The 17,340-nt window shown below is 46.7% G+C and carries 18 protein-coding genes; 9 read left to right on the top strand and 9 right to left on the bottom strand.

The genetic code is table 11. The features are described from left to right. Positions 1 to 155: transposase (locus tag L5M11_RS22645; RefSeq protein WP_263193323.1), on the bottom strand; the 155-nt coding region annotated here is incomplete at its 3' end. On the opposite strand from L5M11_RS22645, the gene L5M11_RS22640 reads away from it, so the two are divergent. From L5M11_RS22640 to L5M11_RS22630, 3 genes are all read left to right on the top strand, one after another. Further along, entirely contained in the window at positions 149 to 520 is a 372-nt protein-coding gene (locus L5M11_RS22640) for a hypothetical protein (RefSeq protein WP_263193322.1), read from the top strand. The genes L5M11_RS22645 and L5M11_RS22640 overlap by 7 nt on opposite strands. A 653-nt stretch (positions 521 to 1,173) precedes the next feature. Beyond that, complete coding sequence (ric, locus tag L5M11_RS22635; RefSeq protein WP_131523376.1) at positions 1,174 to 1,929, top strand: iron-sulfur cluster repair di-iron protein; 756 nt, start codon at positions 1,174 to 1,176, stop codon at positions 1,927 to 1,929. Positions 1,930 to 2,061: 132 nt separating this feature from the next. Continuing rightward, positions 2,062 to 2,565, top strand: a complete 504-nt coding sequence (locus L5M11_RS22630) for a helix-turn-helix domain-containing protein (RefSeq protein WP_105250431.1) — start codon at positions 2,062 to 2,064, stop codon at positions 2,563 to 2,565. 29 nt (positions 2,566 to 2,594) lie between these two features. On the opposite strand, the gene L5M11_RS22625 is transcribed toward L5M11_RS22630, so the two are convergent. From L5M11_RS22625 to lptM, 7 genes are all read right to left on the bottom strand, one after another. Then, positions 2,595 to 3,173, bottom strand: coding sequence for a HupE/UreJ family protein (locus L5M11_RS22625; RefSeq protein ID WP_105250432.1), 579 nt, complete (start codon positions 3,171 to 3,173; stop codon positions 2,595 to 2,597). Between the two features lie 113 nt (positions 3,174 to 3,286). Further along, a complete protein-coding gene (locus L5M11_RS22620) occupies positions 3,287 to 4,018 on the bottom strand; it encodes an HAD-IA family hydrolase (RefSeq protein ID WP_263193321.1) in 732 nt (243 codons plus the stop codon). Beyond that, positions 4,018 to 4,938: a tyrosine recombinase XerC gene (gene xerC, locus L5M11_RS22615; RefSeq protein WP_263193318.1), complete on the bottom strand. Its 921-nt coding sequence runs from the start codon at positions 4,936 to 4,938 to the stop codon at positions 4,018 to 4,020. The genes L5M11_RS22620 and xerC overlap by 1 nt, the downstream gene beginning before the upstream one ends. Before the next feature lie 57 nt (positions 4,939 to 4,995). Further along, positions 4,996 to 5,625: a DUF484 family protein gene (locus tag L5M11_RS22610; RefSeq protein ID WP_173496192.1), complete on the bottom strand. Its 630-nt coding sequence runs from the start codon at positions 5,623 to 5,625 to the stop codon at positions 4,996 to 4,998. Next, complete coding sequence (gene dapF / locus L5M11_RS22605; RefSeq protein WP_105250436.1) at positions 5,622 to 6,449, bottom strand: diaminopimelate epimerase; 828 nt, start codon at positions 6,447 to 6,449, stop codon at positions 5,622 to 5,624. The genes L5M11_RS22610 and dapF overlap by 4 nt, the downstream gene beginning before the upstream one ends. Positions 6,450 to 6,525: 76 nt before the next feature. Continuing rightward, entirely contained in the window at positions 6,526 to 7,770 is a 1,245-nt protein-coding gene (gene lysA, locus L5M11_RS22600; RefSeq protein WP_168825915.1) for a diaminopimelate decarboxylase, read from the bottom strand. A gap of 57 nt (positions 7,771 to 7,827) precedes the next feature. Continuing rightward, complete coding sequence (gene lptM / locus L5M11_RS22595) at positions 7,828 to 8,019, bottom strand: LPS translocon maturation chaperone LptM (protein WP_168825920.1); 192 nt, start codon at positions 8,017 to 8,019, stop codon at positions 7,828 to 7,830. A gap of 79 nt (positions 8,020 to 8,098) precedes the next feature. Here lptM and cyaY point away from each other — a divergent pair, with 79 nt between their 5' ends. Continuing rightward, positions 8,099 to 8,428 carry an iron donor protein CyaY gene (gene cyaY, locus L5M11_RS22590; protein ID WP_105250439.1) on the top strand — a complete coding sequence of 110 codons (330 nt, stop codon included), beginning with the start codon at positions 8,099 to 8,101 and terminating at the stop codon, positions 8,426 to 8,428. Positions 8,429 to 8,511: 83 nt separating this feature from the next. On the opposite strand, the gene L5M11_RS22585 is transcribed toward cyaY, so the two are convergent. Next, positions 8,512 to 10,923, bottom strand: coding sequence for a class I adenylate cyclase (locus tag L5M11_RS22585; RefSeq protein WP_105250440.1), 2,412 nt, complete (start codon positions 10,921 to 10,923; stop codon positions 8,512 to 8,514). Between the two features lie 202 nt (positions 10,924 to 11,125). Between L5M11_RS22585 and hemC the strand changes: the two genes are divergently transcribed. The 5 genes from hemC to L5M11_RS22560 form a co-directional block, all read left to right on the top strand. Further along, positions 11,126 to 12,058, top strand: coding sequence for a hydroxymethylbilane synthase (gene hemC / locus L5M11_RS22580; protein WP_105250441.1), 933 nt, complete (start codon positions 11,126 to 11,128; stop codon positions 12,056 to 12,058). Positions 12,059 to 12,062: 4 nt separating this feature from the next. Continuing rightward, positions 12,063 to 12,803, top strand: coding sequence for a uroporphyrinogen-III synthase (locus L5M11_RS22575; RefSeq protein WP_263193316.1), 741 nt, complete (start codon positions 12,063 to 12,065; stop codon positions 12,801 to 12,803). A 60-nt stretch (positions 12,804 to 12,863) separates the two neighbouring features. After that, entirely contained in the window at positions 12,864 to 14,045 is a 1,182-nt protein-coding gene (locus L5M11_RS22570) for a uroporphyrinogen-III C-methyltransferase (RefSeq protein ID WP_263177360.1), read from the top strand. Continuing rightward, positions 14,042 to 15,208, top strand: coding sequence for a heme biosynthesis HemY N-terminal domain-containing protein (locus L5M11_RS22565; protein ID WP_219251946.1), 1,167 nt, complete (start codon positions 14,042 to 14,044; stop codon positions 15,206 to 15,208). Before L5M11_RS22570 ends, L5M11_RS22565 begins: the two co-directional genes overlap by 4 nt. 433 nt (positions 15,209 to 15,641) lie before the next feature. Continuing rightward, the coding region (locus L5M11_RS22560) for a retention module-containing protein (protein WP_263193314.1) at positions 15,642 to 17,340 on the top strand (1,699 nt) is incomplete at its 3' end.

The raw sequence follows: 17,340 nt of genomic DNA, 5'->3' as shown, positions 1-17,340 counted from the left end.
TTAGGTAAATCTCGCCAAGGGATACCTGTTCTAAGGCGGTAAAGAATACCTTCGAATGTTTGTCTATGTTCAGGTTTGTCATAAACACGGCCTGTGCTTTTCATTAAATGAAATAGCTTTTCCCAGCGTGCATCGGTTAGCATAAGTCTTGGCATGGCTTGAGGTTATGGTTACTTTTGGCGAAGCAAATTATAACGTCTTGCCATGCTGTCTAAAAATTACTCTCGAAAGATCAACAGACCCTAGTAAGTTGGTCAAAAAATTTCGTCATCTCGAAAAACCTAAAGAACTAAAAAAACTACAGAACATAACGGGAATTAAAGATCCTTATTATGATGAACCTCAAATGCTGCCCTCACATACAGGCTACAAGCAGTTAGCAATTATTCTTGAGAAAGAAGGCAATATTGAAGGTGCATTAAAGCTCTCTAAACAAGCTCTAAAGCAAGGCTGGACGGATAATTATGAAAAACGAATAGATAAACTTAACCAAAAATTAGCGAAGCAAAAGAAGAACTAGACCACTGAAGTTAACAATGAATAAAACTGCTGAGCATGCTAACGCAACTGGCCTAACACTTAATATTTGCCGATGGAAGGTGGTTACGTATAAGAGCATCAGCGCTTTGATTAGGGATGTTGATAGCATCGTATCTCCCTTGTTAAAACAGTAAGCCTTATCCCTTTCTAATGAAAATTAATCTAAGGTTGCTCGTTCAGTTGTGTTTCGTTAATGATGAAAATTAAAGCAAATTCAAGGCTAATACTGGACTTTAGTTATGGCAGTAAGGCTAGTCTACCCAGTGTGTGAGCCGCCCAAGAATATCTCAGGAGAACACTCATCCCTCGAACCATTAGCAGTTGATTATAATGATGTGCTGTTCAGCCAACTACGGGGTCTGCAACACCTCACTGAGTCCAAAATATAATAATAAACCAAACCCCTCATATCGCTCTAACCATTCCAGCAGCAATATCAACTCATATTAATAATCCCGAGTGTAAATTTGCTACATCCAAACTAAGTCAGCTCTTCCTACTCCTTAAGCGATATTTCTCAGTATAGACTGTGACATCAACTGCAAAACCTGACTATTTTAGTCAGGATTAGTTGCCACAAACTAAAGCTGCAAATAATATGAATGTAACTTTATTGCTGCTCTGGAGCTACTCATGTCTGCTACTTCTGTCTCAAAAGATGCACAACTCCCACCCCATGGGTTTAATTCTCAACACAATCATTGGCTAGAACGAAAAATAGGTGAACTAGTGGCAGAAGACTTTCGCCGCGCACATGTGTTTAGTCAATTTGGTATCGATTTTTGTTGTGGCGGGGGTAAATCACTGGCGGTCGCCTGTGAGCGTGCAGATGTAGATCCCGCAAAAGTGGTTGCTGCGCTGAATGCCGCAACACTTACCGGTAGCAAAGAAGATGAATTAAATCAATTACCCTTAGATCAACTTATCGAATATATAGAATCAACGCACCATCAATACGTGCGCGAAAAAGCCCCTTTATTAGTCGAATATTCCGAAAAGATGATTCGTGCTCACGGTGAGCACTATGCCGAAATCGTTCCCTTTGCGGGTTGGGTACGAGCTTTAGTTGAAGACTTAATGCCACATTTAATGAAGGAAGAAAAAATACTGTTTCCGGCGATCCGCGCCATGAGTCATGGAGAGCAGGTTGAGGCTTGCTTTGGCCATATTGGCAACCCCATCAATGCGATGCAACATGAGCATGAAGAAGTCGGTTTGATTTTGCAAAAATTACACGAGCTCACTAACGACTTCACACCACCTGAATATGCGTGCACTACATGGCGTGTTTGTTATGCCACTCTGGCGGAATTTGAGGCGGACTTACATCAGCATATTCACTTAGAAAACAATATTCTTTTTCCTAAGGCATTGGGTCTGACTCAATAATTGATTAAATGTTTATCCCGTAGCGGCTCCAAATTACAGATTTTCCGCTTAACCTTGAGGCCAGACCTAAGTCTGGCCTTTCAATTGTTGACGTGCTACAACAAGTCATGTGTCGCTGACGGATAAGCTGCCATGACATTTCAATCATTTGCACTCGATGATATTGCCAATTTGCACGAATCGGCCCAAGTAGAATTTAAACTCGCAGGTGGCCGCGATGGCCAAGGTCAATTACCCGAAGACATTTGGGCGACTTATAGCTCTTTTGCCAACACTTTGGGTGGCGAGATCATCCTAGGTGTGCGGGAAGAGCGTGGCCATTTCAGTATTGAAGGCATTCCCAACCCCCTTCCCGTCTTGCAAGAATTTTGGGAAATCCTCGATGACCCGAGTCGCACGAGTCACAATCTTTTAGCGATCTCGGATGTACAGATTATTGAAATTATGAACAAAAAACTCATTCGTATCCGCGTACCGCTGGCGCCTGAGCAGCTAAAACCTATCTACGTAGGCAGCGATCCTTACACTGGGAGTTATTTTAGGGTAGGAGATGCCGACATGCATGCAAGCCGTCGGCAAGTCAATCTACTGCTGCGCCGCGCCCATCTTTGCATGAAGCAACTCAAGGCGCGTTAATCCAGTAAATCTAACGTCCTGTTATTACGTTAAAAACCTGCTAATAGATAGCCGCCCATGGCCGCAATCGCCACGCCAGTAACGCGCATTAAATTGCGTTGCCCTGTCATCCGCTGCATTCCAAGGCCTATCATTACGCCACCTAAATGGATGACTGCTGTACCAAATAAAAATCCTAGGGCATACAGGACTGGGCTGGCCAATTCCGGCATTTCAGCGCCGTGGGCGTGACCATGAAAAATCGCGAATACACCCACAAAGGCCATGGCGAATAACAATGGGATTTGACGGTCGAAGGCGATAGCAAGACCGAGCAACAACACAGAGAGGGCAATACCTATTTCAACAAAGGGAACGGCAATCGCATATAAACCTAAAATCCCGCCCACTAACATAAAGGTGACAAATGCTAAGGGGACAGTCCAAATCGCGCGGCCACCGAGCTGGGTGCTCAACATGCCCACACTCAACATAGCCAGCAAGTGATCGAAGCCCAATACGGGATGATTAAAACCCGACATGAAACCGCCACCTGAATGGATCTCATGGGCCGATACCGGCGCGATCCAACATAAAGTGAGCAGTAATAACAACCCGATACGCGCCATAAAATAGCCTTAGTCAGTGACTTTAGTGATATAAAACTTAACTTTAGTGCAAATTTGGCTGGCAAACCTTGATCTCAATCACCCAAAGATACAGATTAAAAATGCACGCTAAGTTAGTTTACGTCGATAGCCAATACTTTTATCAAAGCGTCGAGGGAGGCTATTTCTAAATGGGGCAACAAGGCGGCGATCGGTAAGGAATCGACTCGACCAAAACTGGGATTTAGCCACACAGACTGGCACCCCGCCAACCGAGCACCACGAACGTCTGCATTCATGCTATCACCAACATGCAGTAAGTGTTGCGGTACAATCTTTAACCGCGAGCAAGCTAATGCGAACATGTCTTTAGCGGGTTTCATATGCACGCCATTACCTGGATGCAACACAAACTCGAAAGTTTCCCCTAAACCAATCCGCTCGGCGTCCACATTGCCATTGGTGATCCCGACTAATCTAAAATGCTGCGATAAGCGCTTGAGTAATAAGAGCACTTCGTCAGACACTTGAAAATGGCTGCGATAAAAATAAAAGCATGCTAATCCTTGCTCGGCGCCGCGTTCGGCTTCAGTCGCCGAATATCCTAATTGTATTAGGCCTTGGCGAAGCGTAGCTAAACGGGCGGCGCTAGTATCGTGGGCGAGCTCACGATTTTGCTGCAAAAGTTGCAGTTTTAGCCTGCGCCAATCATGGGGTTGCCACGCCTGCGATAATGGATAAGTCTGCAACAGAAACGTCGCCAGCTCAGCTTCGGCATTTAAAATATGCGGCAGATTGTCGTACAAGGTATCGTCGAGATCGAAACTGATCGCTTGAATATGTTGAGGCCGAAGATAGCAACGCATTATTTATCCTGTGTTTTTTTCGCTCTAGGATGGGCGTTATCATACACCTTAGCTAAGTGTTGGAAATCCAAACTGGTGTAAATTTGCGTGGTCGCTAGGTTCGCATGACCCAATAATTCTTGTACCGCCCGCAAGTCGGCGCTCGCTTCTAACATGTGAGTGGCAAAGGAATGGCGCAGCTTATGGGGATGTACTCGCACCGATAATGCCTGCTCTTGACTCCATTTAGCCATGCGCGCCTGAATACTGCGATGGGAGAGTCGCTTGCCTTTTTCAGTCACAAATAAGGCGTTATCTTCACAGGGGATCTGCTTTCGGCAATTGAGCCAATTCTGCAGCGCTGTAATCGCCAAACGACCGACAGGGACGATACGCTCCTTATTACCTTTACCTAAGACTCGCACTTCTTTCAAATCATATTGCACACTGGATAAATTGAGCGCGGCGAGTTCCGCTAAACGTAAACCACTGGAATAAAACAATTCCATCATGGCTTTATCACGCAGACTCAGCGGATCTGTACCTTCAATGTCCAGCAAATGACTGATGGCATCGACATCAATATTCTTCGGCAGTGGTTTGGTTTGTTTGGGGGCACTTAAGCCTTTGGCGGGATTAAGTTCAATCACGCCTTCGCGCAGCAAAAATTCACCCCATTGTTTTACCGCAGATAAACACAGAGAAAGCGATCGCGGGCTTAAACCTTTGCGGTGCAATTTGGCTAACACTTGCTGCCAATGCTCGCGGCTCACATTGAGTAAATGCACGCCTTCGGGCAAGAGATCGCTACCGCGATTAAGCTCGTAAAGGTAATTCCGTACTGTATGGGCAGACAACTGTCGCTCGGTACTCAGATAACATTCAAAGGTTTGTAACCATTGAGTATTTAATGCCGACACTTCGCCTGTTTGCGTACTCATATCGGTTTCCTCGTGGGTTTTGCTAAGCTTTGGGTGAGCACTATAGCTCAACGACCGTTACAGCTTTGCAAGCATATGCGCCAGTAAACGCCGCAACTGTTCCAGCAGCATGTTATCCATATCAGGATGAAAATGGGTGACATCTTGACTAGCAATGGCAAAAATCACTGGGTTGTCTTCCGACAATTTAGTCAGTGCCACCGAGCCCACTTCACTACCAAATAACCGTTTGGCTTCTTGTTGCGTTAGCCGACCAAAATAGTGACCTTTATGCAGCCTTTGATCCCATATTGCCTTCATATCGGCATCGAGAACGCTGATCAAACGCACATGACTGAAATTAAACTGTAATTTTAAACTGTCGGCTAAGATTTCTTTGAGTGACACTAGATCGGCACAATTCAGTAGTTGGAAGGATAACTCAGTATTGAATTGGTAAATTTTCTCGTTGCGCGCCGCCATCGTTAACAGACTGGTGATCTCTTCTTCCAACTGGCTGACTCGCTGGCGTAGCATTTCTTGACGACGTTCCACCAAAGAGATGGCGCCGCGCTCCAGGTGGGGCAGACGCATTGCCAGCAATAGCTCGGGATAGCGATTGAAAAAATCAGGATTATCAAGCAGATACTCGCGAATAATCAACTCATCAAAGGGCACATTCGTCTGCGGCATCAAGGGCTCTGTCATAACTGAATTTGTCCATCATAAACATGCTGCGCTGGACCCGTCATCCACAAAGGTTTCCCCTCGCCTTCCCAGTTGATGGTTAAAGTACCGCCGGGTAAATCCACCCGCACTTGCTGGCCGAGCTTCCCTTGCACTTGACCTACAACCACGGCCGCACACGCGCCAGTGCCACAGGCCAAAGTTTCGGCCGCACCACGTTCATACACCCGCAGCTTAATGTGGCCCGAATCTACTACTTGCATAAATCCCACATTCACACCACGGGGAAAGCGCTCATGCTTAGTGAGCATGGCACCAATTTCAGCAACAGCGGCGCTCGCCACATCTTCAACGTCGAGCACACAATGGGGATTGCCCATAGAAGCCGCGCCACATAAAAACGTTTGCAGTGGTGTTTGCAGTAAATAGGTTTTTTCGGCTTTCTTGGCTTTAAAGGGGATCAGACTTGGTTCAAGAATAGGCACGCCCATATTCACGGTAACTGTACCATCTCGCTCTAAACGCAGAGTCATCTTACCTGATGAAGTGCTAACACGGATTTTACTCTTATTGGTCAATCCTTTATTGCGCACAAAACGGGCAAAACAGCGGGCGCCATTACCGCATTGTTCGACTTCAGTACCATCGGCATTGAAGATGCGATAATGAAAATCTAAATCGGGATCATAGGGCGGCTCAACCAACAGTAATTGATCGAAACCTATGCCAAAGTTACGGTCGGCTAAACGGCGGATCTGCTCAGGCGAAAAGAACACGTTCTGCGTGACCCCATCGACCACCATAAAATCGTTACCCAGTCCGTGCATCTTAGTGAATTGGATCAAGATACTTATCCTTTAAGCCGAGGCGCCGCTCATTAAGTATGAAACCAAGCGCCTGAATCAATATAATTTTTCTAGTTTACGGCAGGAGTTGCTCACCTTGCCAGAGCTGAGACAATTTTTCTCGCTCACGCACTAAGAAAGCGTGCTCACCATCGACCATGACTTCGGCCGCACGAGGACGCGTGTTGTAGTTAGAGGCCATCGCAAAACCATAGGCACCACTCGAACGCACTGCCAGTAAATCCCCTGCCACTAAAGCCAGCTTGCGATCTTTACCTAAAAAGTCACCTGTTTCGCACACTGGACCAACAATATCAAACTCATAGGCCTCAGAGTCCCTTGGCACGACTGGGATAATATTTTGCCATGCACTGTAAAGTGCTGGGCGAATTAAGTCATTCATCGCGCCATCGACAATCGCAAAACGCTTGTCGCTGTTTTCTTTCAGATACAGCACCTGAGTGACAAAAATCCCCGCATTAGCGGCAATCGCACGGCCCGGTTCGAAGATTAGCTTAAGTTGACGGTCGCCCATACGCGCTAATATGGCGGCGGCATACACATCAGGATGCGGCGGAGTTTCAGCATCATAGGTCACACCTAAACCGCCACCCACATCAAAATGCTCAATGACGATACCTTGTTCAGCTAGACGATCGATCAACGCTAGCATACGATCCATTGCATCGAGGAAAGGTTGAATTTCGGTTAATTGCGAACCGATATGGCAATCGACACCTTTCACTTTTAAATGTGGCAAAGCATGGGCACGGGCGAAGACGGTTTCGGCCTCATCCATAGCGATACCGAATTTATTTTCTTTAAGGCCAGTCGAAATATAGGGATGAGTACCCGCATCCACATCGGGATTGACTCGCAAGGAAACTGGCGCCACTTTACCTAAACGACCTGCGACCAAATTTAACTGCTCAAGCTCGGCGCTCGACTCGACGTTAAAGCAGTAAATGCCCAGATTAAGTGCCTGTTCCATTTCGGCCGCAGTTTTACCCACGCCTGAGAACACCACTTTGGCGGGATCGCCGCCCGCTTCAATCACTCTTGCTAACTCACCACCCGAAACGATATCAAAACCACTGCCTAAACGTGCCAGCACATTCAGTACGGCCAAGTTCGAATTAGCTTTAACCGCGTAACAAATCAAATGTGGATGATCTGCCACGGCATTATTAAAGGCATGCCAATGGCGCTCTAGCGTGGCGCGGGAATAGATATACAGCGGTGTGCCATAGGTTTGAGCTAAGTCGGCGACCTGGCAGCCTTCGGCGTGCAGGGCATTTTGTTGGTAGAGAAAGTGATCCAATGTCTGATTCCTTACTGCGCTTTATCGCTGCGATAGTGATGATAGTTATAGCTGCTATTATTGTTGTGTTTTTTGTACTTCGATGGCTCGAATTTCAGTTTTAATCTCTTCAACTTCAGGCTCTGGTTTAGACGCCTCAACCTTTTTAGGCTGATTCACCTCTGTGGCCGGAGATCGATAGAGGGGGCCCTTCTGGCCGCACGCAGTAATGAATAGGCTACCAAGCAATAACAATAAAAATAGTCTCATTTTTCTCAACATCTGTGCATCTGGTGACTAATGGCCTTATAATCGCACCCATCTTGACGAAAGCAAAGGACAGAAATGCATGGCCATGACAGATACAGAATTTCACCAGCTCGCCGATGACATGTTCCAAGCCATAGAAAATGCGATTGAAACTGCGATTGATGAGCAAGATGCCGATCTTGATATCGATGCCAGTGGCAACGTATTGCAATTAGAATTTGTTGATGGCTCTAAGATAGTGATCAACAAGCAAGAACCTTTGCATGAGATTTGGGTCGCCACACGCTTTGGTGGATATCACTTTGGTTTTGTTGAAGGTAAATGGATGGACGGACGAAATGGCGGCGAATTTATGCCATTCGTGCAAGAGTCTATCGAGCGCCAAGGCGGCATTAAGCTTAGCTTCTAATCTAAGCCTGTCGTAGTGCAAAACCGTAATAGTACAAAACAATAATGGGAGCCTTGGCTCCCATTATTTATGTTAAAAACCAGCTAAAACTCAGTGTCTTGATCGCTAACATCGATACCGAAAGGCGCCACCGTTAACTCTCCGGCTACCCGCACTAAATGGAAAAATTGCGGAATATTAAACCGGGCCCGTGAAGCATAATGCTCATCGAACACATAGTGATGACTCACTTTATTTACCAACTCGGCCATGTTTGATCCCGCCTGCACGTAATGGCTTAGTTGATTTTCCTCATCGAGGATAAATACATCCAAGTTATCGACCCGTTGGCGTAGAAAATACTGAATCGCGCCTTTAGCCGCATAGTTCTGCACCACTTTCGGCATACTCGAAAAGGGATCATCACCTAATTCAGGCCGCGGCAATAATACAAGATGACTGCGGGATAACTGTTGATAAAATGACTTGGCATCGCTCAAGTCCTGATAAGCCATACCTAAAGGATTAAAAAAGATCCCATAGCGAGTACGACTTATCTGCAGTGGCTGCACTAAGGTGCTGGATTGCTGCACTTGTTGGCACAAACGCATGGTTTGTTTTAGTAGATTTTTCACTGCTAATTTAAGCTGTGGGCGTAACTTCTGTGAACAGCTGATCACATCCATATCCACAGGTAAACTGGCTCGTCTTAGCCCCGGCGTCACAAAGGCTAAGGCTTGCAATACCGCGGTATCGCCTTCGAAGCGATGACACTGCCATTCACCCCAACTATTCAAGCAAATTGCATCTAACGCACCAAGCATATTGGCTTTTTTACGCCCGAGTGAGAACACGTTCGCATTCATCACATCGACCATCATTTCCTGTCCTTGCCATTCAATGGTGGGATCGCAATCCAGATTGAGCACGAAAATCAGCTTACGAAAATGCCATGGCTGGCATAAGTCACGTTTAGATACACGCCAATCGTGGTCGATAAAATTCAGTAACCGCTTAGAAGCTTCGGTAAGCCGTTTCGACTTTGCCTTACTCTGACCATATTCATGCCATTGAGTACTCGGCGTCGAGATCCCATTTAAACATGCCCAAATCATTAAGGCTGAAGGGGTTTTTCCCTTGCATATTGCAGACTCGCCTAACAAATTTTGTGGCTGAGGCCCTTGTCGATACAAATAATATTGACGCTCGCGGGAGCTTGAGACCATAGTCACTTCGGACTCAGCGACTGAAGCACTCCACAGCAGATTCAGCTTAGCGATTTGGTCTTCATCTTGACTAAAATAGGTATGCAACTTGCGAGTCAGCATTCCCAAATCTTCGATCCGCAAGCCTTCATTTAACTCATGTGTCGATGCGAAGCGTAATAAGGTTTGGTAGCTCGCTAATAACAGTTCATTCAGTTGCTCATTAAACCAATTGAGCTGGCCACTATGCCAATGTTCACAATTGTCTAAAGTGCTAATCAGACTATCTGGCCATTGCCAATCCTGCACCAGCTTTTGCAATTTAGGATAACGCCAATCTTTGCCCTCTTGGGTTCGACTCAAGTGCACGCCACATTTTAAATAGAAGCAGCGCCGCACTATCTCTAGTCGGCGAGTATCATTCTGCTTAAGTAAATAGGTTTCGATAATCTCATAGATAGAGTAATAGGCATCATTCGACGTCGAAAAATCACCGGCGAGCGTTTTCTGCCATAAGTGATCACAAAGCAGAGTTGAATGGGGATAATCACTGGCATAAGCCTCGAGTAGCAATACTTTAATCAGTGCCTTATGGGGCTTTTCTAAGCCCTTGTAGAGCTGCCATAACGAAGCACCAAAGTACTCACTCGCAGGTAATTCATGTACATCGCCTAGGGACAAGAGCGCAGGATTGAGTTTAGCGTCTGGCCACCATGCAATCGTTTTACCCGCCAAACGAATTTGACTGCGATAAAACTCTTCAAGTAATAACCAATGTTGCATACTACCGCTATGCTCATGGGCCATCGCTGATTGACATCCACGAACGGCTTTACCGCCACAAAACTGCTGCGGATGAACTAAGTAAAAATTCACCTCAAACTGATACTCGGCAAACCAAGCAGTCAATCGAGTCGCTTTAATCTTGATTAGCGCCAAATCCTCAGCACACAGATCGGCCCTATGTACTAACCAAACATCGACATCGCTCTTGGCATTTTGACCAAAACTGCCAGTACTCCCCATCGCATAAACGCCTTCAAAGGCATTGATATCCGCTTCTTGAGTAGTAAAAGGCAGCGAGAACACATCGCAGGCCTGGGACTCTGTCTCACCAACCTGATACTCGTTGATTCCACAGGGCGTATTGGCGGCATGATAGCCAGGATACTGAACACCGTTCTGGTGAATTAAAAAAGGGATCAAATGGAATAAGTGTTTTTGTAGCGGCGATAGCAAAGCTAGGGCGCGTGCAATACGTACCTTATTAAGTCTTTCTGCTATATCAGGAAACTGTATTTGCCGATCCATTCAAAAACACAACACTTAAGCACTTATGGGAAATGTGCTCATGTTAACACTTTTACAAACTCGAGCAACTAAACGTGAAGCCCGTCACACTTTCACGGTATCTAGAACATCGCCAACTTCAAAGAATCGATACGGCTTCCTTACATAAACGATTTGCCAATGTTAGCATTGGCGCAACTAAGATCTTTGATGGAAACTAGGCATGTCTGAGAACCGCATACGTATCGCAACCCGCAAGAGTCCGCTGGCCATGTGGCAAGCTGAATTTGTTAAAGCCGAATTAGAACGCATTCACCCCGGTATTGTGGTGGAATTGCTGCCAATGAGCACTAAGGGCGACGTTATCTTAGATACGCCGCTAGCCAAAGTGGGCGGTAAAGGTTTGTTCGTCAAAGAGCTTGAAGTCGCCATGTTAGACGATCTTGCCGATATCGCGGTGCATTCAATGAAAGACGTACCCGTCGACTTCCCAGAAGGCTTAGGCCTTGAAGTTATTTGCGAGCGCGAAGATCCCCGCGATGCCTTTGTATCGAATTTATATAAAACGATCAGCGAATTACCATTAGGCGCAACTGTGGGCACCTCGAGCCTACGTCGTCAATGCCAACTGCGCGCATCACGCCCTGACCTTATTATCAAAGATTTACGCGGTAACGTAGGCACTCGTTTAGCTAAACTTGATAACGGCGAATACGATGCCATTATTCTTGCCGCTGCTGGCTTAATTCGCCTGAAATTGTCTGAGCGGATTGCTAGCTTTATCTCTGCTGAAGAATCCTTGCCCGCCAACGGCCAAGGTGCTGTGGGTATCGAATGTCGCACCAATGACGAACGCGTTAAGGCCCTACTGGCACCATTAGAACATTTAGAAACGCGCTACCGTGTGATTGCCGAGCGCGCGATGAACACGCGCCTAGAAGGTGGATGCCAAGTGCCGATTGGCGCATTTGCCGAAATCAATGGTGATGAGATGACATTACGCGGCCTAGTCGGTAACCCTGATGGTAGTGAAATCATCGAAGGCGTGATCACAGGTCCAAAAACCGACGCCACGCAATTAGGGGTTGCCCTTGCCGAAGAGCTATTGAGCAAAGGCGCAAAAAGCATACTCGACGCTGTTTACGCTAAAGCATAAGTCGATGAAAGTCTTACTGACGCGCCCAGAAGGGCGCAATCAGTCCATGATCGATGCCTTGAATCAACAAGGCATTAGCCATTGGGTTACACCTCTGCTGTGTGTCGAAGCAACGCCGCCCATCACAACGAATAACTCGCACCCACTGGCACACGCCGATATGATTATCTGTATCAGCGCCAATGCAGTCAGCTTTGCCGACTATGCCTTAACAACCGCTCATTCTCAAATAAAAGGCTGGCCTCAAGCTCAATATTTCGCCGTTGGTCATGCGACTTGGGAAGCATTAAATCAGCTCGGCATTGAAGCCCTCGAAGCCCCAGATGATTGTCAGCAGACCGAAGGTCTACTCACGCTCGCGCCTTTGCAAGATATTAAAGGTAAGCAGATTACGATCATACGTGGCGTTGGTGGCCGTGAAGCCTTAGCTGAACGACTGGCTGAGCGCGGGGCAACAGTGCGCTATTGGGAAGTATATCAACGGGCTTGTCCACCACTCAATGGACAACAGATCGCACAACAATGGCAAGAGTTTGGCATCGACACTATTGTCGTCACCAGCGGTGAAGTACTGGATAACCTGATTAATCTAGTGCCAAAAGAGTTATTTGCATGGCTGTGCTCATGTCATATCATAGTCCCAAGTAACCGAGTAGAAGCTCAAGCTCACGCCTTTGGTATAACCCAAGTCACCAATGCCAATGCCGCCAACAGCAAAGCCGTGCTAAACGCCCTTAAACTCTAAGCGCTATTTAGCCCGATTTAACTCGAATTTCGGCAGTAGCATGTTTTCAAGGACTGTTAAATGGATAACAACAAGCACGACGCAAAGAGCCCTGAATTACAGGCTACCTCTATTATTGAACCATCAATAACGACTGATGACACGCCCGTAACTTCAGCGCCATCTTCTGAATCCCAAACAGCCAAAGCCACACCTTCAAGCACGCCGAGTCAAACGCCAGCATCCAATAGAAGCTCGTGGGCGATTCGCTTTGGGGTGTTATTAGCGCTGGGTTTAACCGCTTGCACCCTTGGCGGCGGTTTTATGTTATACCAACAGATGCAACAGCAACTGCTGGCGCAGGATGCGAAAAATATCGCCCTGCAGGACCAATTACAGCAAGCCCTGCTACAACCCAATCAACGTATTGGCCAGCTTGAACAGCAACAACTGAATGATGCTAAGACCTATCAAGAATTAACAAAATTGGCAGAAGACCAAAATCAACTGCAGGACAGGATCAATAAACTCGCCCAACGCAGCCCAACGCATTGGATGGCGTCAGAAGCCGAATATCTAGTAAACATGGCGGGCCGTAAACTTTGGTTAGAAAAAGATCCCCGCACCGCCACCGATCTATTAAAGTCGGCGGATGAAACCATCGCCGCCATGAACAATCCCGCTTTGCTACCTATTCGTAAAGCTCTGGCAAAAGATATCGCCGCGACTGCAAGTATTAAAACCACAGATATTGATGGTAGTGTATTAGCACTCGATGCCTTAATTGAGCAACTCGATAAGCTGCCACTTAATCGCACCGATGCAGAAACCGATGCCCCTGAAGATACAAACATTACTGGCGATTTAAATGACTGGCAGAGCAACTTAGGGAAGACGTGGAAAGCGTTAACCCAAGACTTTATCACCATACGCCATAGAACCGCCGATGCACCCGCTTTACTTGCTCCTGAGCAACAGTGGTATCTGGTTGAAAACATTCGTCATAAACTGCTGCAATCTCAACTTGCGTTATACCGCTACGACAGAGCCGCTTATCACCAATCATTAATGATGGTGCGTAAGTGGATTCAAACCTATTTTGATACTCAAGATCACAGCACTGCTGAAGCCATCGCCAAAATCGATAAATTGGCGACATTAGAACTTGATCCTATTACTCTGAAATCCTTTGCCGCAAAACCTCTGCTATTACAGCTGACAAGCTATGGTGAGCTGACCTCATCAGAGGATGTGCCATTATGATCAAGATATTAATTTTCTTAGGGATAATACTAATAGGGCTCTGCATTAGCCCTTGGTTGGTGGGCAACACAGGTTATGTATACATTGCGGCAGGTGACTACCAGATTGAGACCAGTTTAGTCTTTGGGATCATTGCCTTAATTGTATTTTATGCCATGTTCCAAGTACTAGAATGGTTGGTGATTAGCGCCATTAATCTCATGCTGCGTAGCCGTTTTATTCCTCGCCACTGGCGCCGTCGCTCCGCGAAAAAGCATACCTTAATGGGTGCACTGGCTCTGGCAGAAGAAGATTGGCCAGCAGCAGAACGCGCTATGATAAAAGGCGCCGACAATGGCGAACTCCCTGCACTTAATTTACTTGCAGCGGCTCGTGCTGCCCAGTACCAACAGAAAATAGCAGAGCGTGATCAATATCTTGACCGTGCAGCAACACAACCGCTGGCCGCGAATGCCGTCGCAACCACGCGTACTCGATATCTGTTAAAACAAGGAGAGTTAGCTTTAGCCCGCGCCGAGCTCGATAAATTAGCCCCCACAAGTAAGAGCAAAGCACCGGTACTCAAACTCGCCCTCGAGTTATATCGAGCGCAAGAGGATTGGGATGCGCTCAAGCTATTGTTACCTATTTTGAAGAAGCGCCAGATCCTAGATGACACCCAGCTAAATGAACTCAATGTAATCACTCACTGCGCTTTACTCAAAGCCGCAACCATTAAAGGCGAAGCAGCCTTAGAACAATGCTGGCAGTGGTTATCTCGCAGTGAGCGCAATCAGTCTGAGTTTTTGGCGATTTATGCTGTGGGTTTATGCCGCTTTAATCGCAAAGAGCAAGCGCTGAAGCTACTCTCGAAAAAATTACGCACTGCTCCTGAATCAGCGCTTTTAGAAGTCATTCCAGAAATAACGACAGCCCAAGATACAGAAATCCGTAAGCAGTTACTCAAGCATGAAATCACCCATGAGAATAATGCCGACTACCAGATGTGCTTAGCTAAACTTTATCAGCAAACACGGGATATGAAAGAAGCCAGAACCTGCTGGCAAAATGTTTGCCGACTCGAACCCACAAAAGCCTCTTGGTTGGCGCTTGCGCGGATTCAAGAACAGTTAGGCGAACAAGGTAACGCAAATCAAAGTTATCGTCAGGCGGTTAATCTGTAGTTCTACAATGCCTGCAACCTAGTCGCCGTGATTTGAGTAACGAAAGATCACGGCACTTGCCAATGCTGGCATATTAAAACCCACTTAACTTGCCAAAAATGTTAAAAACTAGATCGTGTCGCTTCTTTTCCGTAAAAACCACTCTCCCAATCCAGATTAATTTCTTATAACTATGCTTAATCTTAGAGTTAAAAAGTACTAAATACGGCCCTTTTTATAGATATAGCTACTACATCTAGTTACAGGTCTAAAAATTGTCACTTTTGCGTATTAAGATCCGTAAAACCGCATAAGAGTAGGTAACACAAGCGCGTCAAAAAATTGACTTAAGTCGTTTCGTTAGCTAAAATTCCACCACTTGTATCACAGTGCGACATATTTGTTGGACTTGTGCGTCTATGGATTAACACACTTTGGCTGTTGGGAGCTTACTATGGGATCGGTAATTACATCAAAGAAAGGTTTGCTTAAGTTAGTAAAAGGGCAAATCAATGTCGAAGTTGATGGTTCAAATCAACCCGCTAAGGATGGCGAACAACTCCCTAAAGGTGCTGTGCTCCATATCGGCGAAAACGCAACCTATGAAATTACCTTCGATGATGGTACTAAGCTATCAAATGAAGTCGCGCCCAGCGAAACTACTGCAGCAGCCTCTGGCACGGCTAACGAAGCAGCCCTAGATGAAATTCAAGCATTACAAGATCTTATTGCATCCGGTGAAGACCCAACTCAGAACCTACCAGAAACCGCAGCAGGTAACACACCAGGCAGTGATGGTAACTCGGGCTATGTCACTCTAGCCCGTAGCGGCACAGAAACCATTGCAGCTTCAGGCTACTCAACAAGCGGCCAAGCACTGACTGGAACGACGGTTAATATTCCACAATTCACCATTGCAGCAGACTCACCTTCAGCACTTGCTAATGACAGCAACACTTCCAATGAAGATACTGTAGCGACTGGCAATGTGCTCGATAACGACATTGATGTGGATTCAACTCTAAGTGTTGTGAGCTTCGAAATCAGCGGTACCACCTACGCAGCAGGCACAGAAGTGACTCTCGAAGGTGGTGTTTTAGTTTTAAATAGCGACGGCTCTTACACCTTCACACCGAATGAAAACTGGAATGGCCAAGTACCTGTCATTACCTACACAACCAACACGGGCTCAACTGCAACGCTAACCATTAATATCAGCCCTGTCGATGATCCTTCCATCCTTGCAAATGACAGCGCCACAGTTGCAGAAGACACTGCAGCAACTGGCAATGTGCTTGATAATGATTCCGATATCGACAGCACCCTTTCCGTTGTCAGCTTCACCGTGAACGGCGATACTGTTACCGCCGGCACCACCGTTTCCCTAGAAGGCGGCAACTTAGTCATCAATGCCGATGGCTCTTACACCTTCACGCCAAATGCAAACTGGAATGGCCAAGTACCAGTCATCACCTACACCACTAACACTGGCTCAACAGCCACATTAACCATTAATGTGACCCCGGTTGATGATGCCTCTGCGTTAGCCAACGATACTAATACCGTTGATGAAGATACCGTTGCCACCGGTAACGTGCTCACCAATGACAGCGATGTGGATAACACCTTATCGGTCGTTAGCTTCACCGTGAATGGCGATACAGTGGCCGCAGGCACCACAGTTGAACTTGAAGGCGGCGACTTAGTCATCAATGCCGATGGCTCTTACACCTTCACACCCAATGCCAACTGGAATGGCCAAGTACCAGTCATCACCTACACCACTAACACTGGTTCAACAGCCACATTAACCATTAACGTCACCCCGGTTAGTGATCCTGCTTCCATTTCAGTCGGCGACAGCGATGCCGGCACCGTCACCGAAGACGGCGATACCGACACCYTGCCAGGCACAGTACAAACGGTGGCCGGCACCTTAACCGTCACCGACGTCGACAACGGCGAAGCGGTATTCCAAGTGCAAACCAATGTCGCCGATGGCAACTACGGTTTCTTCAGCATTGATGCCGACGGTAACTGGACCTACACCTTAAACAACAGCCACAGCGACGTGCAGTCACTCAAGGCGGGTGAAACCCTGACCCGTGACATCACGGTCACCAGTGCCGATGGCACCGCCAGCCACACCGTGA

The organism is Shewanella sp. SM87 (genome assembly GCF_025653705.1).
GTDB lineage: Bacteria > Pseudomonadota > Gammaproteobacteria > Enterobacterales > Shewanellaceae > Shewanella > Shewanella oncorhynchi.
The sequence above is the reverse complement of the archived record's forward strand: the minus strand, read 5'-3'. Positions and strand labels throughout refer to the sequence as shown.

Excerpts from the sequence above, each read along its gene's own strand:
- ric (WP_131523376.1), top strand. The coding sequence starts at position 1,174 with ATGTCTGCTACTTCTGTCTCAAAAGATGCACAACTCCCACCCCATGGG.
- L5M11_RS22630 (WP_105250431.1), top strand. The coding sequence starts at position 2,062 with ATGACATTTCAATCATTTGCACTCGATGATATTGCCAATTTGCACGAA.
- L5M11_RS22625 (WP_105250432.1), bottom strand. The coding sequence starts at position 3,173 with ATGGCGCGTATCGGGTTGTTATTACTGCTCACTTTATGTTGGATCGCG.
- L5M11_RS22620 (WP_263193321.1), bottom strand. The coding sequence starts at position 4,018 with ATGCGTTGCTATCTTCGGCCTCAACATATTCAAGCGATCAGTTTCGAT.
- xerC (WP_263193318.1), bottom strand. The coding sequence starts at position 4,938 with ATGAGTACGCAAACAGGCGAAGTGTCGGCATTAAATACTCAATGGTTA.
- L5M11_RS22610 (WP_173496192.1), bottom strand. The coding sequence starts at position 5,625 with ATGACAGAGCCCTTGATGCCGCAGACGAATGTGCCCTTTGATGAGTTG.
- lptM (WP_168825920.1), bottom strand. The coding sequence starts at position 8,019 with ATGAGACTATTTTTATTGTTATTGCTTGGTAGCCTATTCATTACTGCG.
- cyaY (WP_105250439.1), top strand. The coding sequence starts at position 8,099 with ATGGCCATGACAGATACAGAATTTCACCAGCTCGCCGATGACATGTTC.
- L5M11_RS22585 (WP_105250440.1), bottom strand. The coding sequence starts at position 10,923 with ATGGATCGGCAAATACAGTTTCCTGATATAGCAGAAAGACTTAATAAG.
- hemC (WP_105250441.1), top strand. The coding sequence starts at position 11,126 with ATGTCTGAGAACCGCATACGTATCGCAACCCGCAAGAGTCCGCTGGCC.
- L5M11_RS22575 (WP_263193316.1), top strand. The coding sequence starts at position 12,063 with ATGAAAGTCTTACTGACGCGCCCAGAAGGGCGCAATCAGTCCATGATC.
- L5M11_RS22570 (WP_263177360.1), top strand. The coding sequence starts at position 12,864 with ATGGATAACAACAAGCACGACGCAAAGAGCCCTGAATTACAGGCTACC.
- L5M11_RS22565 (WP_219251946.1), top strand. The coding sequence starts at position 14,042 with ATGATCAAGATATTAATTTTCTTAGGGATAATACTAATAGGGCTCTGC.